The sequence below is a fragment of the Lelliottia nimipressuralis genome (genome assembly GCF_004115925.1).
GTDB classification, from domain to species: Bacteria; Pseudomonadota; Gammaproteobacteria; order Enterobacterales; family Enterobacteriaceae; genus Enterobacter; species Enterobacter nimipressuralis.
In genome coordinates this window covers 54004-70144 of the sequence record NZ_SDDX01000008.1, presented here as the reverse complement: position 1 = coordinate 70144, position 16141 = coordinate 54004, and the positions used below count along the sequence as shown (strand labels likewise).

The window sequence follows — 16141 nt, the reverse complement described above, 5'->3', positions numbered from 1 at the left end:
GGTACTTACCCGACCTGACAGCTTATAGGCCCGGTAAGCATCAGCACTACCGGGCTTTTTTACTGGCGTCGCATTCCCATTACCGCTCCCGCAGCGCCTCTTTCGCCCGGTTAAACGGCTTAATCATATAATCCATCACCGATTTCTCTCCGGTTTTGATATCCACCGTGGCAATCATCCCTGGCACAATCGAGAATTTGCGGCCCGCTTTATTGACCAGATAATCCTGGCTGGTGCGGATAAACACGCGGTAATAGAACACTTCGGGTTTGGCTTCGTCCTGAATGGTGTCCGGCGAAATGGTTTCGACCACGCCGTGCAGCCCGCCGTAGATGGCGTAATCGTAGGCGGTGATTTTAACCAGCGCTTTTTGCTCCGGGTGGATAAAGGCGATATCGCGCGGTGACAGGCGGGTTTCGATCAGCAGGTGATCGTCCACCGGCACAATCTCCATCAGCTCGCCGTTCGGGGGGATAACCCCGCCGATGGTCGTCACCTTGATATTTTTCACGATCCCACGCACCGGCGATCGCACGGTCAGGCGCGTCACGGAATCCTCGCGGCCTTTCAGCACCGCCGAGACCATATCGACTTCCGCGTTGGCTTTCGACAGCGCCTCGCGGGCCTGCACGTAGTATTGCGAACGCACGTCCGTCAGCTTCAGTTCCAGATCGCTTTTTTGCCGCTGCAGGCGTAACTCCTCCACGTGGCTGGCCGCTCCGGTCTTGATCAGCCGCTGAGTGATAGCCAGCTCTTTATTCGCGAGGCTCAGGGCAGCTTTTAGCTCGCGCTGAGTGTCCTCCAGCTGCGCGCGGCGCGAGGTGTAGAGCCGGGTTTCGGCGGCGATCAGCTCCGGCCACTGTTTCAGGGAAGGGGGAAAGACCAGCGGCAGATCGTTCACTTCGGCGGTGAGACGCACGCTGGAGGCCAGCGATGCACGATAGCGCGCCGCGCTTTCACCGACGTTAGATTCTGAACGTGTGGGATCGAGTCGCGCCAGCACCTGGCCCGCCTGCACCACGTTGCCTTCGCGCACGTTCAGTTCGGTCAGGATCCCGCCGTCGAGGGACTGCAACACCTGCTCGCGCGAGCTGGGGATCACTTTCCCCGTCCCGGTTGAAACCTCGTCGAGAATGCCAAACCACGCCCACACGCCGACGATAATAAACAGCAGCAGGGAGAGGATCACGATGCGCCGCGCGCCGGAGTAACCGCTTTCGGAGTCGAGAGCGTTATCGAGATCGTCCATCGCCGCGACATCACGCTGACTGATTTTCATTTTTCCACTCCCGTCCGTTTGCCTGTTGCTGCATGCGGCTGTTGCTCAGGGCCTGCGCTTTTGGCGCGTCCATCACCAGCATGCCCTCTTTCAGCACCACCACGCGCTCCACCAGCTCCAGCACCGGCACGCGGTGAGTGGCGACGATCAGCGTTCGGTTGCCGAGCCACGCGCCGAGATGCTGAAGAAACTCGCGCTCCGTGTGCTCATCCAGCGAGGCGGTCGGTTCATCGAGCAGCACGATATTGGGATCGCGCAGGAACATGCGCGCCAGCAAAATCGACTGACGCTGCCCGCCAGACAGCCCCACGCCGTTCTCCATGATCGGATAGTCGAGTCCTTTCGGCAGCTTTTGCACAAAGCTCGCCGCGCCGCACATCTCCAGCACGGCGAAGATCTCTTCATCCGTGGCGCGCGGCATCCCAAGCGTGATGTTCTCTCGCAGAGTGCCGTAGAACAGCCGTGCGTTCTGGGTCATAAAGCCGACGTTGCGCCGCAGATCCGCGACGTCCAGATGCGGCAGGCTAAGGTTGTCGAGCCGCAGCTCGCCGCCTGCCAGATCCATTCCGCCCGACAGCGCCTGTAACAGGGTGGATTTCCCTGCGCCGTTACGCCCGAGGATCGCCACTTTCTCGCCGGGTTTGATCTCCAGGCGGTTAATGCGCAGGGCCATACGCGGATCTTCCGGGTGATAGCGAAACTGCGCCTGATCGAACAGGTAGTGCCCGCGCAGCACGTCCTGGCGGATCGGCGTCTCTTCGCGCTGGTTTTCCGTCGGCAGCTGCATGATGCTGTCCAGCCCCTCTTTGGCGGCTTTCACCTGCTGCCAGCGCGCCAGCACGCCGCACAGGGTCGCCATCGGGGCGATCATCCGCGACGCCAGCATCGAGGCCGCCACCACCGAACCGGTGGTTAAGGTGCCGTCGATCACCATCGGCGCGCCGACCACGATCACCCCGGCGTACACCAGACTTTGAATGGTCATCCCCCAGCTGATCAGGTTTTGCGTCAGCTCGCGGGTGCGCAGGCCGGACTCGGCGGTGATCTGGATATAGCTGTTCCACTGCTGCAAAAAGCGGTTTTCCGCCTGCATCAGCTTGATGTCCTCCAGCCCCTGTACGCTCTCGACCAGCACCGCGTTGCGCAGGGTCGATTCATGGGCCGACTGCTTCGCCAGCGCCGCGAGTTTTTTCTGCAGCAGCAGGCCGGGCAGCACCATCAGCACGGCAGCGACGGGGGCGATCCAGGCTAATTGCGGCGCGATGATCGCCAGCACCACCACGAACAGGAAGAAGAACGGCAGATCGACGATGGTGGAAATGGTGGAAGAGGTGACCATCTCGCGGATCTGCTCCAGCTCACGCAGCTGCGAAATAAAGCTCCCGGTTGAGCGCGGGATCGCGCTGTTACGCAGGCGCAGGGCGTGGCCAAACACCCGATCCGACACCCGCAGATCGGCGCGTTTTCCCAGCAGATCCATGATATGACCGCGCGCGACACGCAGCACAAAGCCAAACAGCGTGGCGATCAGCACGCCGATGGTCAGCACGTAAAGCGTCGGATAGGACTGGGCGGGGATCACCCGGTCGTAAACCTGCATTGAGAACACGATCCCGGAGAGGGAGAGGACGTTGATGAACAGCGCCGCCAGCATCACCCAGGTATAGGGACGCATGTCGCGCATCACCAGCCGGTAGAGCCAGTCGGGGCGGTATTTGGAAATATAGGCATCCACGCGGCTGTCTTTTAGCGCCGCCAGCGGGCGCAGGGCGACCACGTGACGAATGGCGGGCAGCAGAGCGGTCATCGACACGCGGTTGTTGTGCGGCGTGGTGTCGATAAAGTTGATATCAAGGGTGTCGTCGCCGTCGAAATGTTCAATGACGCCGATTTTGCCCTCGTTAAGCTCCACCACCACCGGCAGTTTCCAGCTGTTGATGGAATGCTCCGTGGCGGTCAGCAGCTGAAAGGAAAGTCCTGCCTCGCGCGCCAGTTGAGTCAGCGCCGGTACCATGGGTTTGCCCTTTAGCCATGGCGCCCCGGCCACCAGTGCGCCTGGGGAGCAGGCCACGCGATAGCGGCTGGCGACGTAGCCAAACGCCTGCGCCCAGTGCTCCAGCGTCTCTTCGGGAATACTTTCGTCCTGCGGATTATCGGTTTGCTTCATGGCTGGATCTCCACAGTCTGAATGGTGCGGTTCTCAAGATCGAACGAATGACGCAAAAGGCCCGTGTTGTACAGGCAGCTCAGCTCCAGCTGGTGCAGCTGTCCGGCGGTTTGCTGCTGGGTGAAACGTGCCTGATACACCTCCTGCTCGGCGTTGAGCACGTCGAGCAGCGGCCGTGAGCCGAGATCGAGATATTGCTGTTGATAGAGTTCGCGGGTGCGGACGCTGAGCGCCTCCTGCCGGGCCTGGATTTGCAGGGTGCTCAGCAGGCTCATCACCTGGCTGCGCGATTCAAGCAGCTTCTGGCGCACGTCGAGGCGGGTGCGTTGAATGGTCGACTGCGCGGCTTCAACGGCATGTCCGGCGGCGTTACGCCGGGCGGTAAGACCACCGCCCTGATAGAGCGGCATCTGCACTTTGACCCACGCGGAATACTGGGTGCGATCCAGAGAATCGTTGCCCGCATAGCGGTCGTTGAGGTAGTGGCGCACTTCCGGCTCCAGCGAGACGGTCGGCGTCATTTGCGCGTTAGCATAGTCGAGATTGGCCTGCGCGACGTTGGCCTGCGCCCACGCGGAGAGCACGGCGGGCACCAAACGATCGTCCGGCTCGGCGACGTCGCAGCTGCGGGCCAGTTTTGCCGGGAAATCGTTGCTGATGGTGTTCAGGCTGTTCCAGCCGAGAAAGCTCATCAGTGTGGCGCGGGAGCTGTCGAGGCTGGCCTGATACTGCATGAGCTGCGCCCGCGCGCCTTCGATACGGGCATCGGTCTGCACCACGTCCGAAAGGGAACTTGCCCCTTCGTCGTTGCGCTGACGCGCCAGCGAGCCGATGGACGACAGCGCATCCAACTGCTCTTTGGCGGTCTCCACCATTTGCTGCCAGGTCTGCACCTGCACCATTGCCAGGGCGGTGTCGTGGGCGATGGTATCAATGCTCACCAGCACGTTGGCCTGCTGCTGCGCCACGCCCGCGCTTTCGGCTCGCACCTGGCTTGCCACTTTGCCAAAGTCGTAAAGCATTTGTGAAACAGAGAGCACCAGCGACGGGGTAAAGCCGTTGTCACTGCCGTCATGGGTATAGCCGCCGTCCATTCCCGCGTTGACCTGCGGATAGTATTTCGATTTGGCGACGTCGACCTGTTCTGATTGTTCGTAGAGTTTACCGACCGCTTCGCTGATGGTCGGATGCCAGCTGACGGCGCGGTTAACGGCATCGCCCAGCAGCAGCGTACCCGGAGCGGCTTTGTTGGCGACGGGCGCAACGCGGCCATTCAGGGACGGCAGCTCCTGTTCTTCACTCAGCAGGCCGGTGTTGATTACGCCCGCAGGGTTAGCCGCGAGAACGGGCACAGATATCAGGCAGCACGAGAGCCACCAGTAAGGCATCTTCTTTCCCATGTCATGTCCCTAATAAATTTGTACTTTTTATTCTTGATGCCCGGGCGCTGAACGCCCGGGTCAGTTGTGTTGTGCTATCAGGTAATGATGTTGTGGTGCTGATTAACCAGTTCGTCGTAGCTACTTTGTACGTTGTCCAGAGTGACCAGCGTCGTATTAGTGTAGGTGCTCCCCGTACCGTCACGATCGATGGAGATCACAGTGTTGTTACCGCTGGTGGTGACATGCACGTAGTTGCCAAGCGTGGATGCCTGTCCGTTCCAGCCCACCAGCAGATCGCCGATATCAATTTTGTCCCCCTGGCTGATGGAGAAGTTGGTCCAGTGATCCCCGGTGCTGTTGCCCGCCGTGGCGTTACCCACGGTGTTGTTCAGCACCTGATAAATCAGGGTATCGCCGTAAGCTGTCCCATTGATCACGTCGTTATGCTCAGAGCTGATGAACTGCGGCGCCATGTTGATGGTCAGCGACGCGCTGTCCGTTTTCCCTGCCGTGTCCGTCAGGGTGTAGTTAAAGACCTCCTTCGAGGTGATGCTGGAGAGCGACACGCCGGTGTTGAGCGTGTAGGTGTAATGACCGTCAGCGCCGATGGAGAGCGTGCCGTAGTGCCCCTGAATGGTCACATTCGCGGCGCTGGTGGTGTACGGGTCGAGAGTGGTGGTCACGCCGTTGTAGCCGGTGATACTCAGACGGGTATCCACCGAGTGCAGCTGATCCATCGCCCCCTGCGAATCGGTGCCATCAAAGATGTTGCCGTTAACGGTGTGCCCGCTGGTGGAATCGAACTGATTGAGCGAGTAGGTGGTCCCCACCACGTCCGGGGTGATGGTGATTTGCCCCACCGCCAGCGCGCCCATCTTCCCGGTGTAGGAGAGGGTGTAGGTGCCCGCCTCCAGATCCAGCCCGTTCAGGTTGATGGTTGCGGTGCCGCCCAGCAGTAATCCGCCGTTGAACGAACCGCTGCGCACGGTGGTGGCACCGTTCGACAGCACCCAGTCCACCGTCAGGCCGCCGAGCGAGAGCAGCGAGGCGACGTTAAAGTGCAGGACCACGTTATGCAGGGCGGTGTTGGCGTCGACCACGAAGGTACCGCTGCCGCTGCCCTGGGTTGCCGCCAGCAGAGCCGCCGTCCAGGTGGCGTTGCCGACGGTGGTGTCCGAGTAGGCCGCCGTATGGTGCACTGACGTCACATCCATCACCGCGCTCACGTCGTTGACCGCATCCATCGCCCGTGGAGTTGGAGTGATGTTGAGGGACGCCGTGTCTTTATCGCCGTTTGGCGCGGTCACCGTGTAGACGAAGGTGTCCGGCGTCTTGATGTGATCGGCCCCGACGCCGCTGTTCAGGGTATAGGTGTATTTACCGTCCGCATTGATGGTCAGGGTGCCATATTCACCCTGAATGGTGGTGACGCCCGTACCATTGACCGCCACGCCGTTCACCGCCGTGACGTGGGTGCCCGCCGGAATAATATCATCCGCCAGCACGTCGCCGGTGGTGCTGCCGCCGACGCTCGAGACGGTGTAAACATGGTCTTCCAGTACGTTAAGGGTGTAAGCCGTCAGCGCCGTGATACCGGCTGCGGTGTTCAGCAGGAACAGGTACTCCCCGGCCGGCAGGTTGAGCGTCAGGGTGCCCGACGTACCACCCAGCAGCGGCGCGCGCAGCCAGCCTGGTTGAACGCGCATCTGCTCGAAGGTTTGCGTCGCGTCGTTGAATTTATAGACGTAAAGATCGAACACCGAGGCCAGCGCCACGCCGCCAACGGAGGCCTGGATGGTCATGGTGCGGGTGGTGCCTTCCGCCACGTTATAGATGATCGGATTGCTCAAATCATCGAGCAGATTGAGGCTTAGCGTGTTGCCCAGATTGACGCCCACCACGGTGAAGCCGCCCTGGGACGACGTGCCGTTGTTGATGGCGTGAACGCTGGTGTCGAAGGTGAAACTCGCGGAATCATCGACCGCCGTGACGCTGTTGGTGACGGTGTTGGCCCCGAGGGAGATCACCAGCTGCGCCGAGGCGGTGGAACCGTTATGCCCGATGGTGTAGGTGAAGCTCTCGGTCCGGCCCAGAATCGCGGCGCTGGTGTTGGTCAGGGTGTAGGTGTAGCTCCCGTTGAGGTTAATCGTCAGCGTACCGTACTGGCCCTGGATCACCGTGCCATCGGCCGTCACGTTCACCGTGTGGCCCTGGGAATCGGTGACGGCGGTGATGCGAGTGCCTGCCGGGGCGTTGTCGCTGCCGGTGGTTGGGTCATTGTCCAGAATGACGTTACCGGACTGGGTGGTCACACCCGTTACCGTCCCGGCGCTTGTTTCGGTGACGTCCACGTCAAGACTGGTGTACGACCCGGTCGCCAGCAGGTTGGTGTTGTAGCTGAGTACGCGGTACTGGCCCTCGGTCAGCCCGGTCATGTTAAGGGTGACGCCGTTGGCGCCCAGCGTCAGCAGGTTGGCGAACTGCGGCAGACCGGTATCCACCACCGTGGTCCAGGTGCCGTTGACCGCATCCCAGCGCTGCACCACCACTTCCAGGGTGTTGAGCAGCGACAGCACCACGCCTGTGGCATCGGCGTTAATCGAAATATCCGCATTCCCGCCCGCACCCACGGTAAAGCCGACCTGCGCCGTATCGTTACCGAGCAGGGTGAGCACGTTACCGAGCGCCCCGACCAGCAGGAATCCGTAATCGCTGTACTGGGCGTTGGTCACCGTGGCGTCAGAGGTGAGCGCCAGTTCCTCGACGTTGGAACTTGCCGACAGCGGCACAACCGGCGCCAGCGCAGAGCCTGGCGTCGAGGTGTTGCCTGCCGCGTCGGTGGCGGTGATTTGCAGGGTCTGGCCTTCCGTCTGTTTATTGAGGAAGGTGTAGCTGTAAGTGCCTCCGGCGTTCGCCGTGGTGGTCACCAGGGTGCCATCCGCCAGGCGAATCGTCACGGTGCTGCCCGCTTCTGCGCTGCCCGTCAGCACGCTGCCGTCGGCGTTAAAGGTTCCGTTCGGCGCGTTCGGTGCGACGGTATCAACGATAACGGTGGTCGGAATGGAGACCGGCCCGGTGCCGCCGATGACGTTGGTCGCCGTGGCGGTAAAGGCGTGAGAACCCTCGCTCAGTGCAGGTGTTGTGAAGGTCCAGTTACCGTTGATATCTGTGGTCGTGGTGCCCATCGCCACGCCGTTGTTATACAGCGTGATGGTGGAGTTCGGCTGCGCCGTCCCGCTCAGGGTTGGCGTTGTGTCATCCGTGGCTTTGCCGTTGGTCAGATTACCGGTAATGGTCCCCACGTTGTCGTTGACGGTGGTGATCAGCGGCGCATTCGGCAGGTTGGTGAATGGCGCGGTGACGCTCTGGGTATTGCCTGCGTTCCCGGCTTTATCCGTGGCAAAGGCCAGCAGCGTTTCGCCGTTGGTTTGCGCCGGTGAAATGGTGACGTTGAAAGCCCCGCTGCCGTCCGCCGTCGCCGTGCCGAGCACTGTTCCGGTGCTGCTGGTAATGGTGACAGTGCTGCCCGCTTCCGCAAGTCCCGTGACGTGGGTGCCGTTACCGATTACGGCCAGCGTGCCCGGCAGCCCCGGCGCAACCGTATCCACCACAATCGAGGTGATGGACGATGGTGCGCTGGTATTGCCCGCCGCGTCGGTGGCGGTCGCGGTAAAGTTGTGCTGCCCGTTGGTCAGCGTGGTGGTGGTCTGTGGCAGAGTCCAGTTGCCGTTGGTGTCAGCGGTGACGGTGCCGACCAGCGTCGTGCCGTCATAAATCCGCACCACCGCGTTAGGCTCACTGGTCCCGCTCAGCGTCGGCTGGGTGTCGTTGGTCGGGTTACCGTTAATCACCGGCCCGGTGACAGTACCGACATCATCCACGACCGAGGCGATCACCGGCGCGTTTGGCGCAGTGGCATCGACGTTAACCACAAAGGCCGTTGTCGGGTCACTGGCGTTACCCGCGGCGTCGGTGGCGGTGATGGTCAGCGGATGCAGCCCGTCGCCCAGCGCCGGTGACGGCGTAAAGGACCACGCACCTCCGGTGGCCGTGACGGTGCCAATCAGCACGCCGTTATCAAAGATTTTCACCGTCGATCCCGCTTCGGCTGTCCCGGTGAGCGTCGGCTGTGCATCGTTGGTGAGCTGGCCGCTGGTCAGGTTAGTGACGGTTCCGACGTCATCTACCACGGAAACCAGTACCGGAACGGCCGGCGGCGTGAGGTCGACATTCAGGGTAAAGGTTGCCGACGGATCGCTGTTGTTGCCCGCTGCGTCGGTCGCCTGGGCAATAAAGGCATGCGGTCCCGCGCCAAGTGCGGTGGTGAGCGTCACCGCCCAGTTCCCGCTGGCGTCCGCCGTGGTGGTGGCGATCACCAGGCCATTTTCGAGGATATTGATGCTGGCGTTCGGCTCGCTGGTCCCGATCAGGCGCGGGAGCGTGTCGTCGGTGGTCTGGCCGCTGCCGAGCGGGCCAGTGACGGTTCCTGCATCGTCAAGCGCCTGAGTGATAACCGGTGCCAGCGGTGCAACCGTATCGACGATCACCGTGAAGCCCGGCGAGGCCACGCTGACGTTGCCCGCCGCGTCGGTCGCGGTGGCGGTCCAGGTGTGGCTGCCGTTGCTCAGCGGGTTCGGCGGGGTGAAGCTCCATTCGCCCGAGCCGTTAGCCTGTACGGTGCCGACCTGTACGCCGTTTTCATAGATGATGATCGTGGCGTTGTTCGCCGCCGAGCCGTTCAGCTGTGGCCGGGTGTCGTCGGTGGTCTGCCCGGACAGAACCGGGTTCAGCACGCTGCCGACGTCATCGGTGGCGTTAATAATGGTCGGTGCCGCTGGCGGCTGGGTATCCACCGTCAGATCGAAGGTGGTGGAGGTGGTGCTGGTATTGCCCGCTGCGTCGGTGGTGCTGAGGGTGATGGTGTGTGGCCCGTCAGCCATCGGTGCGGTTGGCGTGAAGGTCCAGTTCCCCTGGGCGTTCACCACTGCGGTGCCGAAGGGTTGTCCATCGTTGAGCAGGGTGACGGTCGCCCCGACTTCGCCGGTACCGTTGAAGGTTGGGCGGTTGTCATTGGTGGTGCCATTTTCAGGAATCGTGCCGGTGACCGGGCCGACGTCATCCTGCACCGTGGTGAGCACCGGCGCGTCTGGCGGCGTGGTGTCGACGGTGAAGGAGAAGACCGGCGAGTTAGCGGAGACGTTACCCGCTGCATCGGTGGCATTGACCCTGATGTTGTACAGGCCATCCGTCAGCCCGTTTGGGGGCATAAAGGTCCACGAACCGTTAATGACCTCCGCGGTGCCAATTTCTACGCCGTTATTCAGGATATGAACGGTGCTGCCCGTGACGCCCGTACCGGTGAAGGTTGGCGTGGCGTCGTTAGTGACCTGTCCTGCGGTCAGGTTCCCGACCACGCCGCCCGGAATATCATCGGCGACGGTGCTGAGCACCGGCACCGCAGGTGGGGTCAGATCGACAATCACGTTATAGCTATTGGAGCTGGTACTGACGTTCCCTTGTGGATCGGTCGCGACCACCGTAAAGGTGTGTGAACCTTCGGTGAGCGGCGTGGTGGGGGTGAAGGTCCAGTTCCCCAGGTTGTTGGCGGTGGCGGTGCCAATCTGGGTGCTGCCTTCGAAAATCGCCACGCTGCTGTTGGCTTCTGCCGTGCCCGAAAGGGTCGGCGTGGTGTCGTTGGTGGTGCCACCGGTTGGGACATTCCCGGTCACGGTGCCGACGTTATCGTCCGCCCCGACGATGACCGGCGTGGTGGAGACCGTATCGACCACAATGTTGAATGCCGGTGATTGTGCGCTTTCATTCCCCGCCGGATCGGTGGCGGAAATGGTCAGGGCGTGGTTGCCTTCTCCCAGCGCAGCGCCTGGCGTAAAGCTCCAGGTGCCCGTCGAGCCGACAACCACGGTGCCAATGGCGGTACCGTTGTTGTAGATGGTAATGGTGTCGCCCGCCGTTGCGGTGCCGCTCAGGGTTGGGCGACTGTCGTTGGTGGTTTGACCGCTGGTCAGCGGCCCGGTACCAGGACCGACATCATCGGTGACTGCGCCGAGCACCGGTGTACCAGGCGCGGTGAGATCGATGGTGACGGTAGCCGCCGGGGAGAGACCGCTCGTCAAACCGCCCTCGGTGGTGGTGGCGGTAAAGCTGTGTGGCCCCTCGCCGAGCGGGATCAGCGAGCTGGCCGTCCACTCGCCGGTTGGGCTGGCGGTGACAACGGCGTATGGCACCAGACCCCCGTCAAGGTAGATGGTCACAATGCTGTTCGGTGGGGCGGTCCCGCTCAGGACTGGCGTGGTGTCGTTGGAACTTGCCCCTTTCACTTCGACGGTGCCATTCGTGCCGTTGTCATCAATGATTGAGGTGATGGTCGGGACGGCTGGCAGCTCCGGCGTGTCTGTAACTTGATAATCCGTTGGGCCGCTGACGTTACCTGCCGCATCGCTGGCCGTGACGGTGAGCGTGGTTTCGTTGGTCTGTGCCGGTGAAAGGGCAATCGAGTAATTGCCGCCCGCATCGGCCACACCGCGGCCCAGTTCAACGCCATTTTCCCCTTTAACGATTACCGTGGAACCGGCTTCTGCGGTCCCGGTCAACGGTGTCCCTTCGATTGCGAGACTGCTGACGACCGGCGCGTCTGGCGCATCCGTATCAACGGTCACGGTAACCGGCGCGCTCGGGGTGGCGTTCCCGGCGGCGTCGGTGGCCGTGACGATAATGGTATGAGGCGCATCGCTCAGCGCCGAGCCGTCTGGCAGCGTCAGCGTCCAGTTGCCGTTAGCATCCACGGTGGCCTGTAGCGGCGCCCCCCCGTCAACAGAGACGGTGATGGTGCTCCCGACCTCGGTTTTCCCGCTGATGGTTGGCGTGTTGTCATTGGTGTACAGCACACCGTTGGCCAGCGTGCTGCTGGAGATCGTATCAATCTGCGGCGTCGTCGGGGCGACCGTATCCACCGTGATGGTGTACACCGGGCTGGTGCCGCTGACGTTACCCGCCGCATCGACGGAGGAGACGGTCAGGTTCAGCGCGCCGTCAGCGACGGTTGGGCTGGTCCAGGTCCAGGTACCGTTGGTGACGCTGACGCGGTCAACTTCGACCCCGTTGTTATAGATAATCACCGTGTCGCCGCTGGTGCCCGTTCCGCTGATGGTCGGCGTGGTGTCTGATGTCGAACCGCCGCTCGCGACGGTGCCTACGGTGATCGCCGGCGTCAACGGAGGCGTGGTATCCACGGTAATGGTCACCACCGGGGAGACGCCCGAGATATTCCCCGCTTCGTCCGTGGCGGTGGTGGTGAAGGCATGGGTGGTTTGCGTCAGCGGGGTGTCTGGCCGCCAGCTCCAGCTGCCGTCCGCGCCAACGGTGACGCGCCCGACCTCCTGCTTCGGCGCACCGCCGACGCTGTCGTAAATAATAATCACATCGTTCGCCACACCGGTGCCGCTCAGCACCGGACGCGAATCGTTGGTGCTGTCGCCGTTATCGACCGGTCCGGTGATTTGGCTGACGTTATCGGTGACGACCGGTGCGGTTGGCGTGGCAGGCGGGTCCGTATCAATCACGATGGTGACCGGCTGGGATGGCGCACTTTCGTTGCCCGCGCCGTCTTGATTGGTGACCGTCAGGGCGACATCGTATGAGCCGTTTGGCAGCGCCTGAGTCGGCGTCCAGCTCCATGTTCCGTCCTGCTGAACGGTGACCACGTCGGGCTGTTTGACGCCATCAATGTAGATCGTGACCGTATCGCCCGGCGTACCGGTGCCGCTTAAGGTCGGCGTGGTGTCGCGGGTGGCTTCGCCCGGATTGAGCGGCGTGCCGGTCGGCAGGCCGTCCGGGTTCACGGTGACGTCCGGAGAATCTGGCGTTGCAGGGGCCACGGTATCCACCACCAGACTAAACGGCGGTGAGGCGGTGGCGTTGCCTGCGGAGTCGGTCGCGACCACCGTCAGGGAGTGAGTGCCGTTGGTGAGCGGAGTGGTGGGGGTAAAGCTCCAGCCACCGTTACCGTCAAGCGTGGCAGTGCCGAGCAGGGTTGTGCCGTCGTAAACGGTAATAATCGTATCCGGCGGGGCGGTCCCCGTCATCGCAGGAAGGGTTTCGTCCGTCGGTGTGCCGCTGGTGACCGGGCCGGTGACAGCGCCGGAATTATCGGTGACCGTACCGATCGACGGCGCCGGTGGTGGCGTGGTGTCTACGATGATCTGGAAACCGTTTGAAACCGTGCCGACGTTCCCGGCCTGATCGATCGCGACGGCGGTCAGCGTATGCGGCCCGCCCTGTGGGAGCGCCAGCGTCGGGGTAAAGGTCCATGCCCCGCCGCTGCTGACCAGCGCGGTGCCGATCTGCACGCCGTCCAGACGAATGCTGATGGTGGCGCCCGGTTCGCCCGTACCGTTGAGCGTCGGACGGGAGTCGTTGGTGATTTCACCCGTATCCAGCGGGCCGGTTCTGCCCGGGACATCGTCAACGACGGAGGTGATCACCGGTGCGGCAGGGAGCACGCTATCAACCGTAATGCTCCAGCTGTTCGACGTGCCGCTGGCATTTCCGGCGTCGTCGATCGCGGTGGCAGTCAGGACGTGGCCGCCCTCGCGCAGGTGCACCGATGGCGTAAATTCCCAGTTACCGCTTTGGGGAATGACGAGGGTGCCGATTTGATCGGAACCGCTGAACAGATAGAGCGTGGTGCCCGGCTCGCCGGTGCCGCGAATGGTCGGCGTCGGGTCGTTAGTCAGGCCGCCGTTGGCGACATCACCCACCACATTGAGGGCGTCATCGTAGACCGAGGTGATCTCCGGCGTTTGCGCCGGGGTGGTATCCGGTGCCGTTACCGGAGCCGTGGGGCCGGTGTTGTTGGCAAGGTCCGTGGCGTCAGCTGTCAGCTTTTCGCCGTTAACTTGCGGCGGGGAAAGGGTAACGGAAAAATCGCCGTTGTCGCCCGTTTTGCCGCTGCCGATCTCCACGCCATCCGGCCCTTTAATGCTTACCGTGCTGCCCGGTTCGGCCTGGCCGGTGACGGTCGTGCCATCGTCAGAAACCGCCAGATTCGTTGGGGCCAGCGGATCGGTTGTATCCGGGGCGTCGGCGTGCCCTGGCTGACTGTCGTTGCCCGCGGCGTCGCTTGCGATCACATCCAGCACTTCGCCATTGGTTTGCGGCGGGGAGACCGGGACGGTGAAATGGCCGTTAGCATCGGTAGTGCCGGTGCCAATTACGCCGCCGCCGGTGTCTTTGATGGTGACGGTGCTGTTTGGCTCGGCGTTTCCGCTAACGCTGGTCCCGTCACCTGAGACCGTCAGCCCTGTTGGCGGGTTAGGCGCGATGCTGTCACTGGCGGTGACCGTGCCCGGGATACTGGCATTCCCGGCAGCGTCGGAAGCGACGACCGAGAGGGTTTGCCCGTTATTTTGTACGGTATTCAGGGTGATGGTGTAGTTGCCGTTGCCATCCGCAACGCCGGTGCCGATCACGCCGGTGCCGTTGCTGATGGTGATCGTGCTGTTCGGTTCAGCCGTGCCGGTGACCTGGTTCCCGGCAGGATTGAGGGTGACGGTCGGCTGGCCTGGCGCGATCGTGTCGACGATAAAGTTAATCTGCTGAGACAATCCGCTCTGGTTACCGGCGGCGTCAATTTCACGCACGGTGACGGAGTGGGGGCCTTCCGCCAGCGGGCCGTCAGGCGCTACGCTCCACAGCCCGTTCGGGCCGACGGTGACTTTGCCCACTTCCACGCCGTTATCGTAAATAATAATCGTGCTGCCGGGATCGCCACGGCCCGTGAGCCTCGGCTGGCTGGCGTCGGTGGTCTGGCCTGCTGTAACCGCACCGCGTATGGAGCCGACTTCATCGTTCACCACAAAGGCCGATGGCGCGGCGGGCGCAGTCACATCGACATTAATCGTAAAGCCCGGTGAGGCGGGGCCGGTATTGCCCGCCACATCCGTGGCGCGCACCGTCAGCACATGGGTGCCTTCACTCAGATTGACCGACGGGGTAAAGCTCCAGCTGCCGTTTGCGGCAGCGGTGACGGTGCCAATCGCAATGCCGTTATCGTAGATCGTGACCGTTGAATTCGCTTCGGCGGTACCCGTGAGCTGCGGGCGCTGATCGTTGGTGCTGCCGCCATTGTTCACCGGCCCGGTGACAGGATTAACGTCATCCGTGACGCTGGAGATCACAGGTGCCGTTGGCGCGACCGTATCCACCACAATGGTGATCCCCGCAGAAGGCGGGCTGGTGTGGCCTGCCGCATCGGTTGCGGTGGTGGTCAGGGTGTGGCTGCCGTTAGCCAGCGCGTTAGGCGGCGTGAAACTCCAGTTGCCGTTGGCATCCACTTTGGTGGTGCCGATTTTGGTGCCGTTATCGAAGACAGTGATGGTGGTTCCGGCTTCACCGATACCGCTCAGGGTAGGGCGCGCATCATCGGTTCGCTGCCCGTTATCCAGCGGGCCGGTTTCGCTGCCGACATCGTCGTTAACGATTAAAATGTCCGGTGCGTCGGGCGTGACCAGATCCGGGGCGGTCGCATGGGCCTCTTTACTGACGTTGCCGGAGGAGTCGGTCGCGGTGGCGGTAATCTGCTCGCCGTTGTTGAGCGGGGTGCCCAGTTCAATAGTGAATTTACCGTCGCTGCCGGTTTTACCGGTGCCGACCAGATTTCCGTTCGCATCTTTCAGGGTGATGGTGCTGTTCGGTTCTGCCGTCCCGGTGACGGTATTGCCGTCTGCCGAGAACTGCAGATTGGTCGGCGCGTCAGGCGGCGTGGTATCCGGGTCAGACGGGTTCCCCGGATTGCCTGGGTTGCCGTTGCCGTTATCATCGTCTCCGCCACCACCTCCGCCACCGCCGCCGCCAGCGGCGAGCGCGATCCCACCTGCGACAGCGACGCCACCAAGCACCCACGGCCAGATCGCCGCGCCGCCCGTATCACCGGAGGAGGCCATTAGCGCATCAATCGATGAAATCGCTTCATAGTGTTCTGTGGCGGCGGTGGGATCTTCAATCCACCACAGCGCGCCGTTGCCCTCTTCCAGCACCAGCTGGCTGGCGCCCTGAGCGTCTCCGACGTAGAAGTTTTTGAGGGTGATGGTTTCGCCCGAATTCAAGGTTACGATCAGATCTTCGCCGCTGCGCGTGTAGTGTGAAATGTCGCCTCGCCCAACGTGGAGCTTCACAATAGAGGAGTGATCCAGAGTAACCTGAGTGCCTTCGGTGGTGGTTTCCACGCCAGTAAGTTTCGAAATGACAGAGATTTGGCTCATATTGATGACTCCCAACAGATTTTTATTGATATGG

Annotated in this window: 4 protein-coding genes; all 4 read right to left on the bottom strand. The window is 62.3% G+C overall.

All coding sequences use genetic code 11. The features are described from left to right. Positions 1–79: 79 nt before the first annotated feature. The 4 genes from ETG88_RS06680 to ETG88_RS06665 all read right to left on the bottom strand — a co-directional run bounded on the left by ETG88_RS06680 (position 80) and on the right by ETG88_RS06665 (position 16107). Entirely contained in the window at positions 80–1249 is a 1170-nt protein-coding gene (locus ETG88_RS06680; RefSeq protein ID WP_100780833.1) for a beta-barrel domain-containing protein, read from the bottom strand. 10 nt (positions 1250–1259) lie between these two features. Next, positions 1260–3446, bottom strand: a complete 2187-nt coding sequence (locus ETG88_RS06675) for a type I secretion system permease/ATPase (RefSeq protein ID WP_129035010.1) — start codon at positions 3444–3446, stop codon at positions 1260–1262. Further along, entirely contained in the window at positions 3443–4846 is a 1404-nt protein-coding gene (locus tag ETG88_RS06670) for a TolC family outer membrane protein (protein WP_100779226.1), read from the bottom strand. Before ETG88_RS06670 ends, ETG88_RS06675 begins: the two co-directional genes overlap by 4 nt. Before the next feature lie 77 nt (positions 4847–4923). Beyond that, positions 4924–16107 (bottom strand): BapA/Bap/LapF family large adhesin, encoded by an 11184-nt coding sequence (locus tag ETG88_RS06665; protein ID WP_129035009.1) that lies wholly within the window; start codon positions 16105–16107, stop codon positions 4924–4926. Between the last annotated feature and the right edge of the window lie 34 nt (positions 16108–16141).

What these genes read in the sequence shown, in the direction of transcription:
- ETG88_RS06680 (WP_100780833.1), bottom strand. Translation starts at nt 1,249, where the DNA reads ATGGACGATCTCGATAACGCTCTCGACTCCGAAAGCGGTTACTCCGGC.
- ETG88_RS06675 (WP_129035010.1), bottom strand. Translation starts at nt 3,446, where the DNA reads ATGAAGCAAACCGATAATCCGCAGGACGAAAGTATTCCCGAAGAGACG.
- ETG88_RS06670 (WP_100779226.1), bottom strand. Translation starts at nt 4,846, where the DNA reads ATGGGAAAGAAGATGCCTTACTGGTGGCTCTCGTGCTGCCTGATATCT.
- ETG88_RS06665 (WP_129035009.1), bottom strand. Translation starts at nt 16,107, where the DNA reads ATGAGCCAAATCTCTGTCATTTCGAAACTTACTGGCGTGGAAACCACC.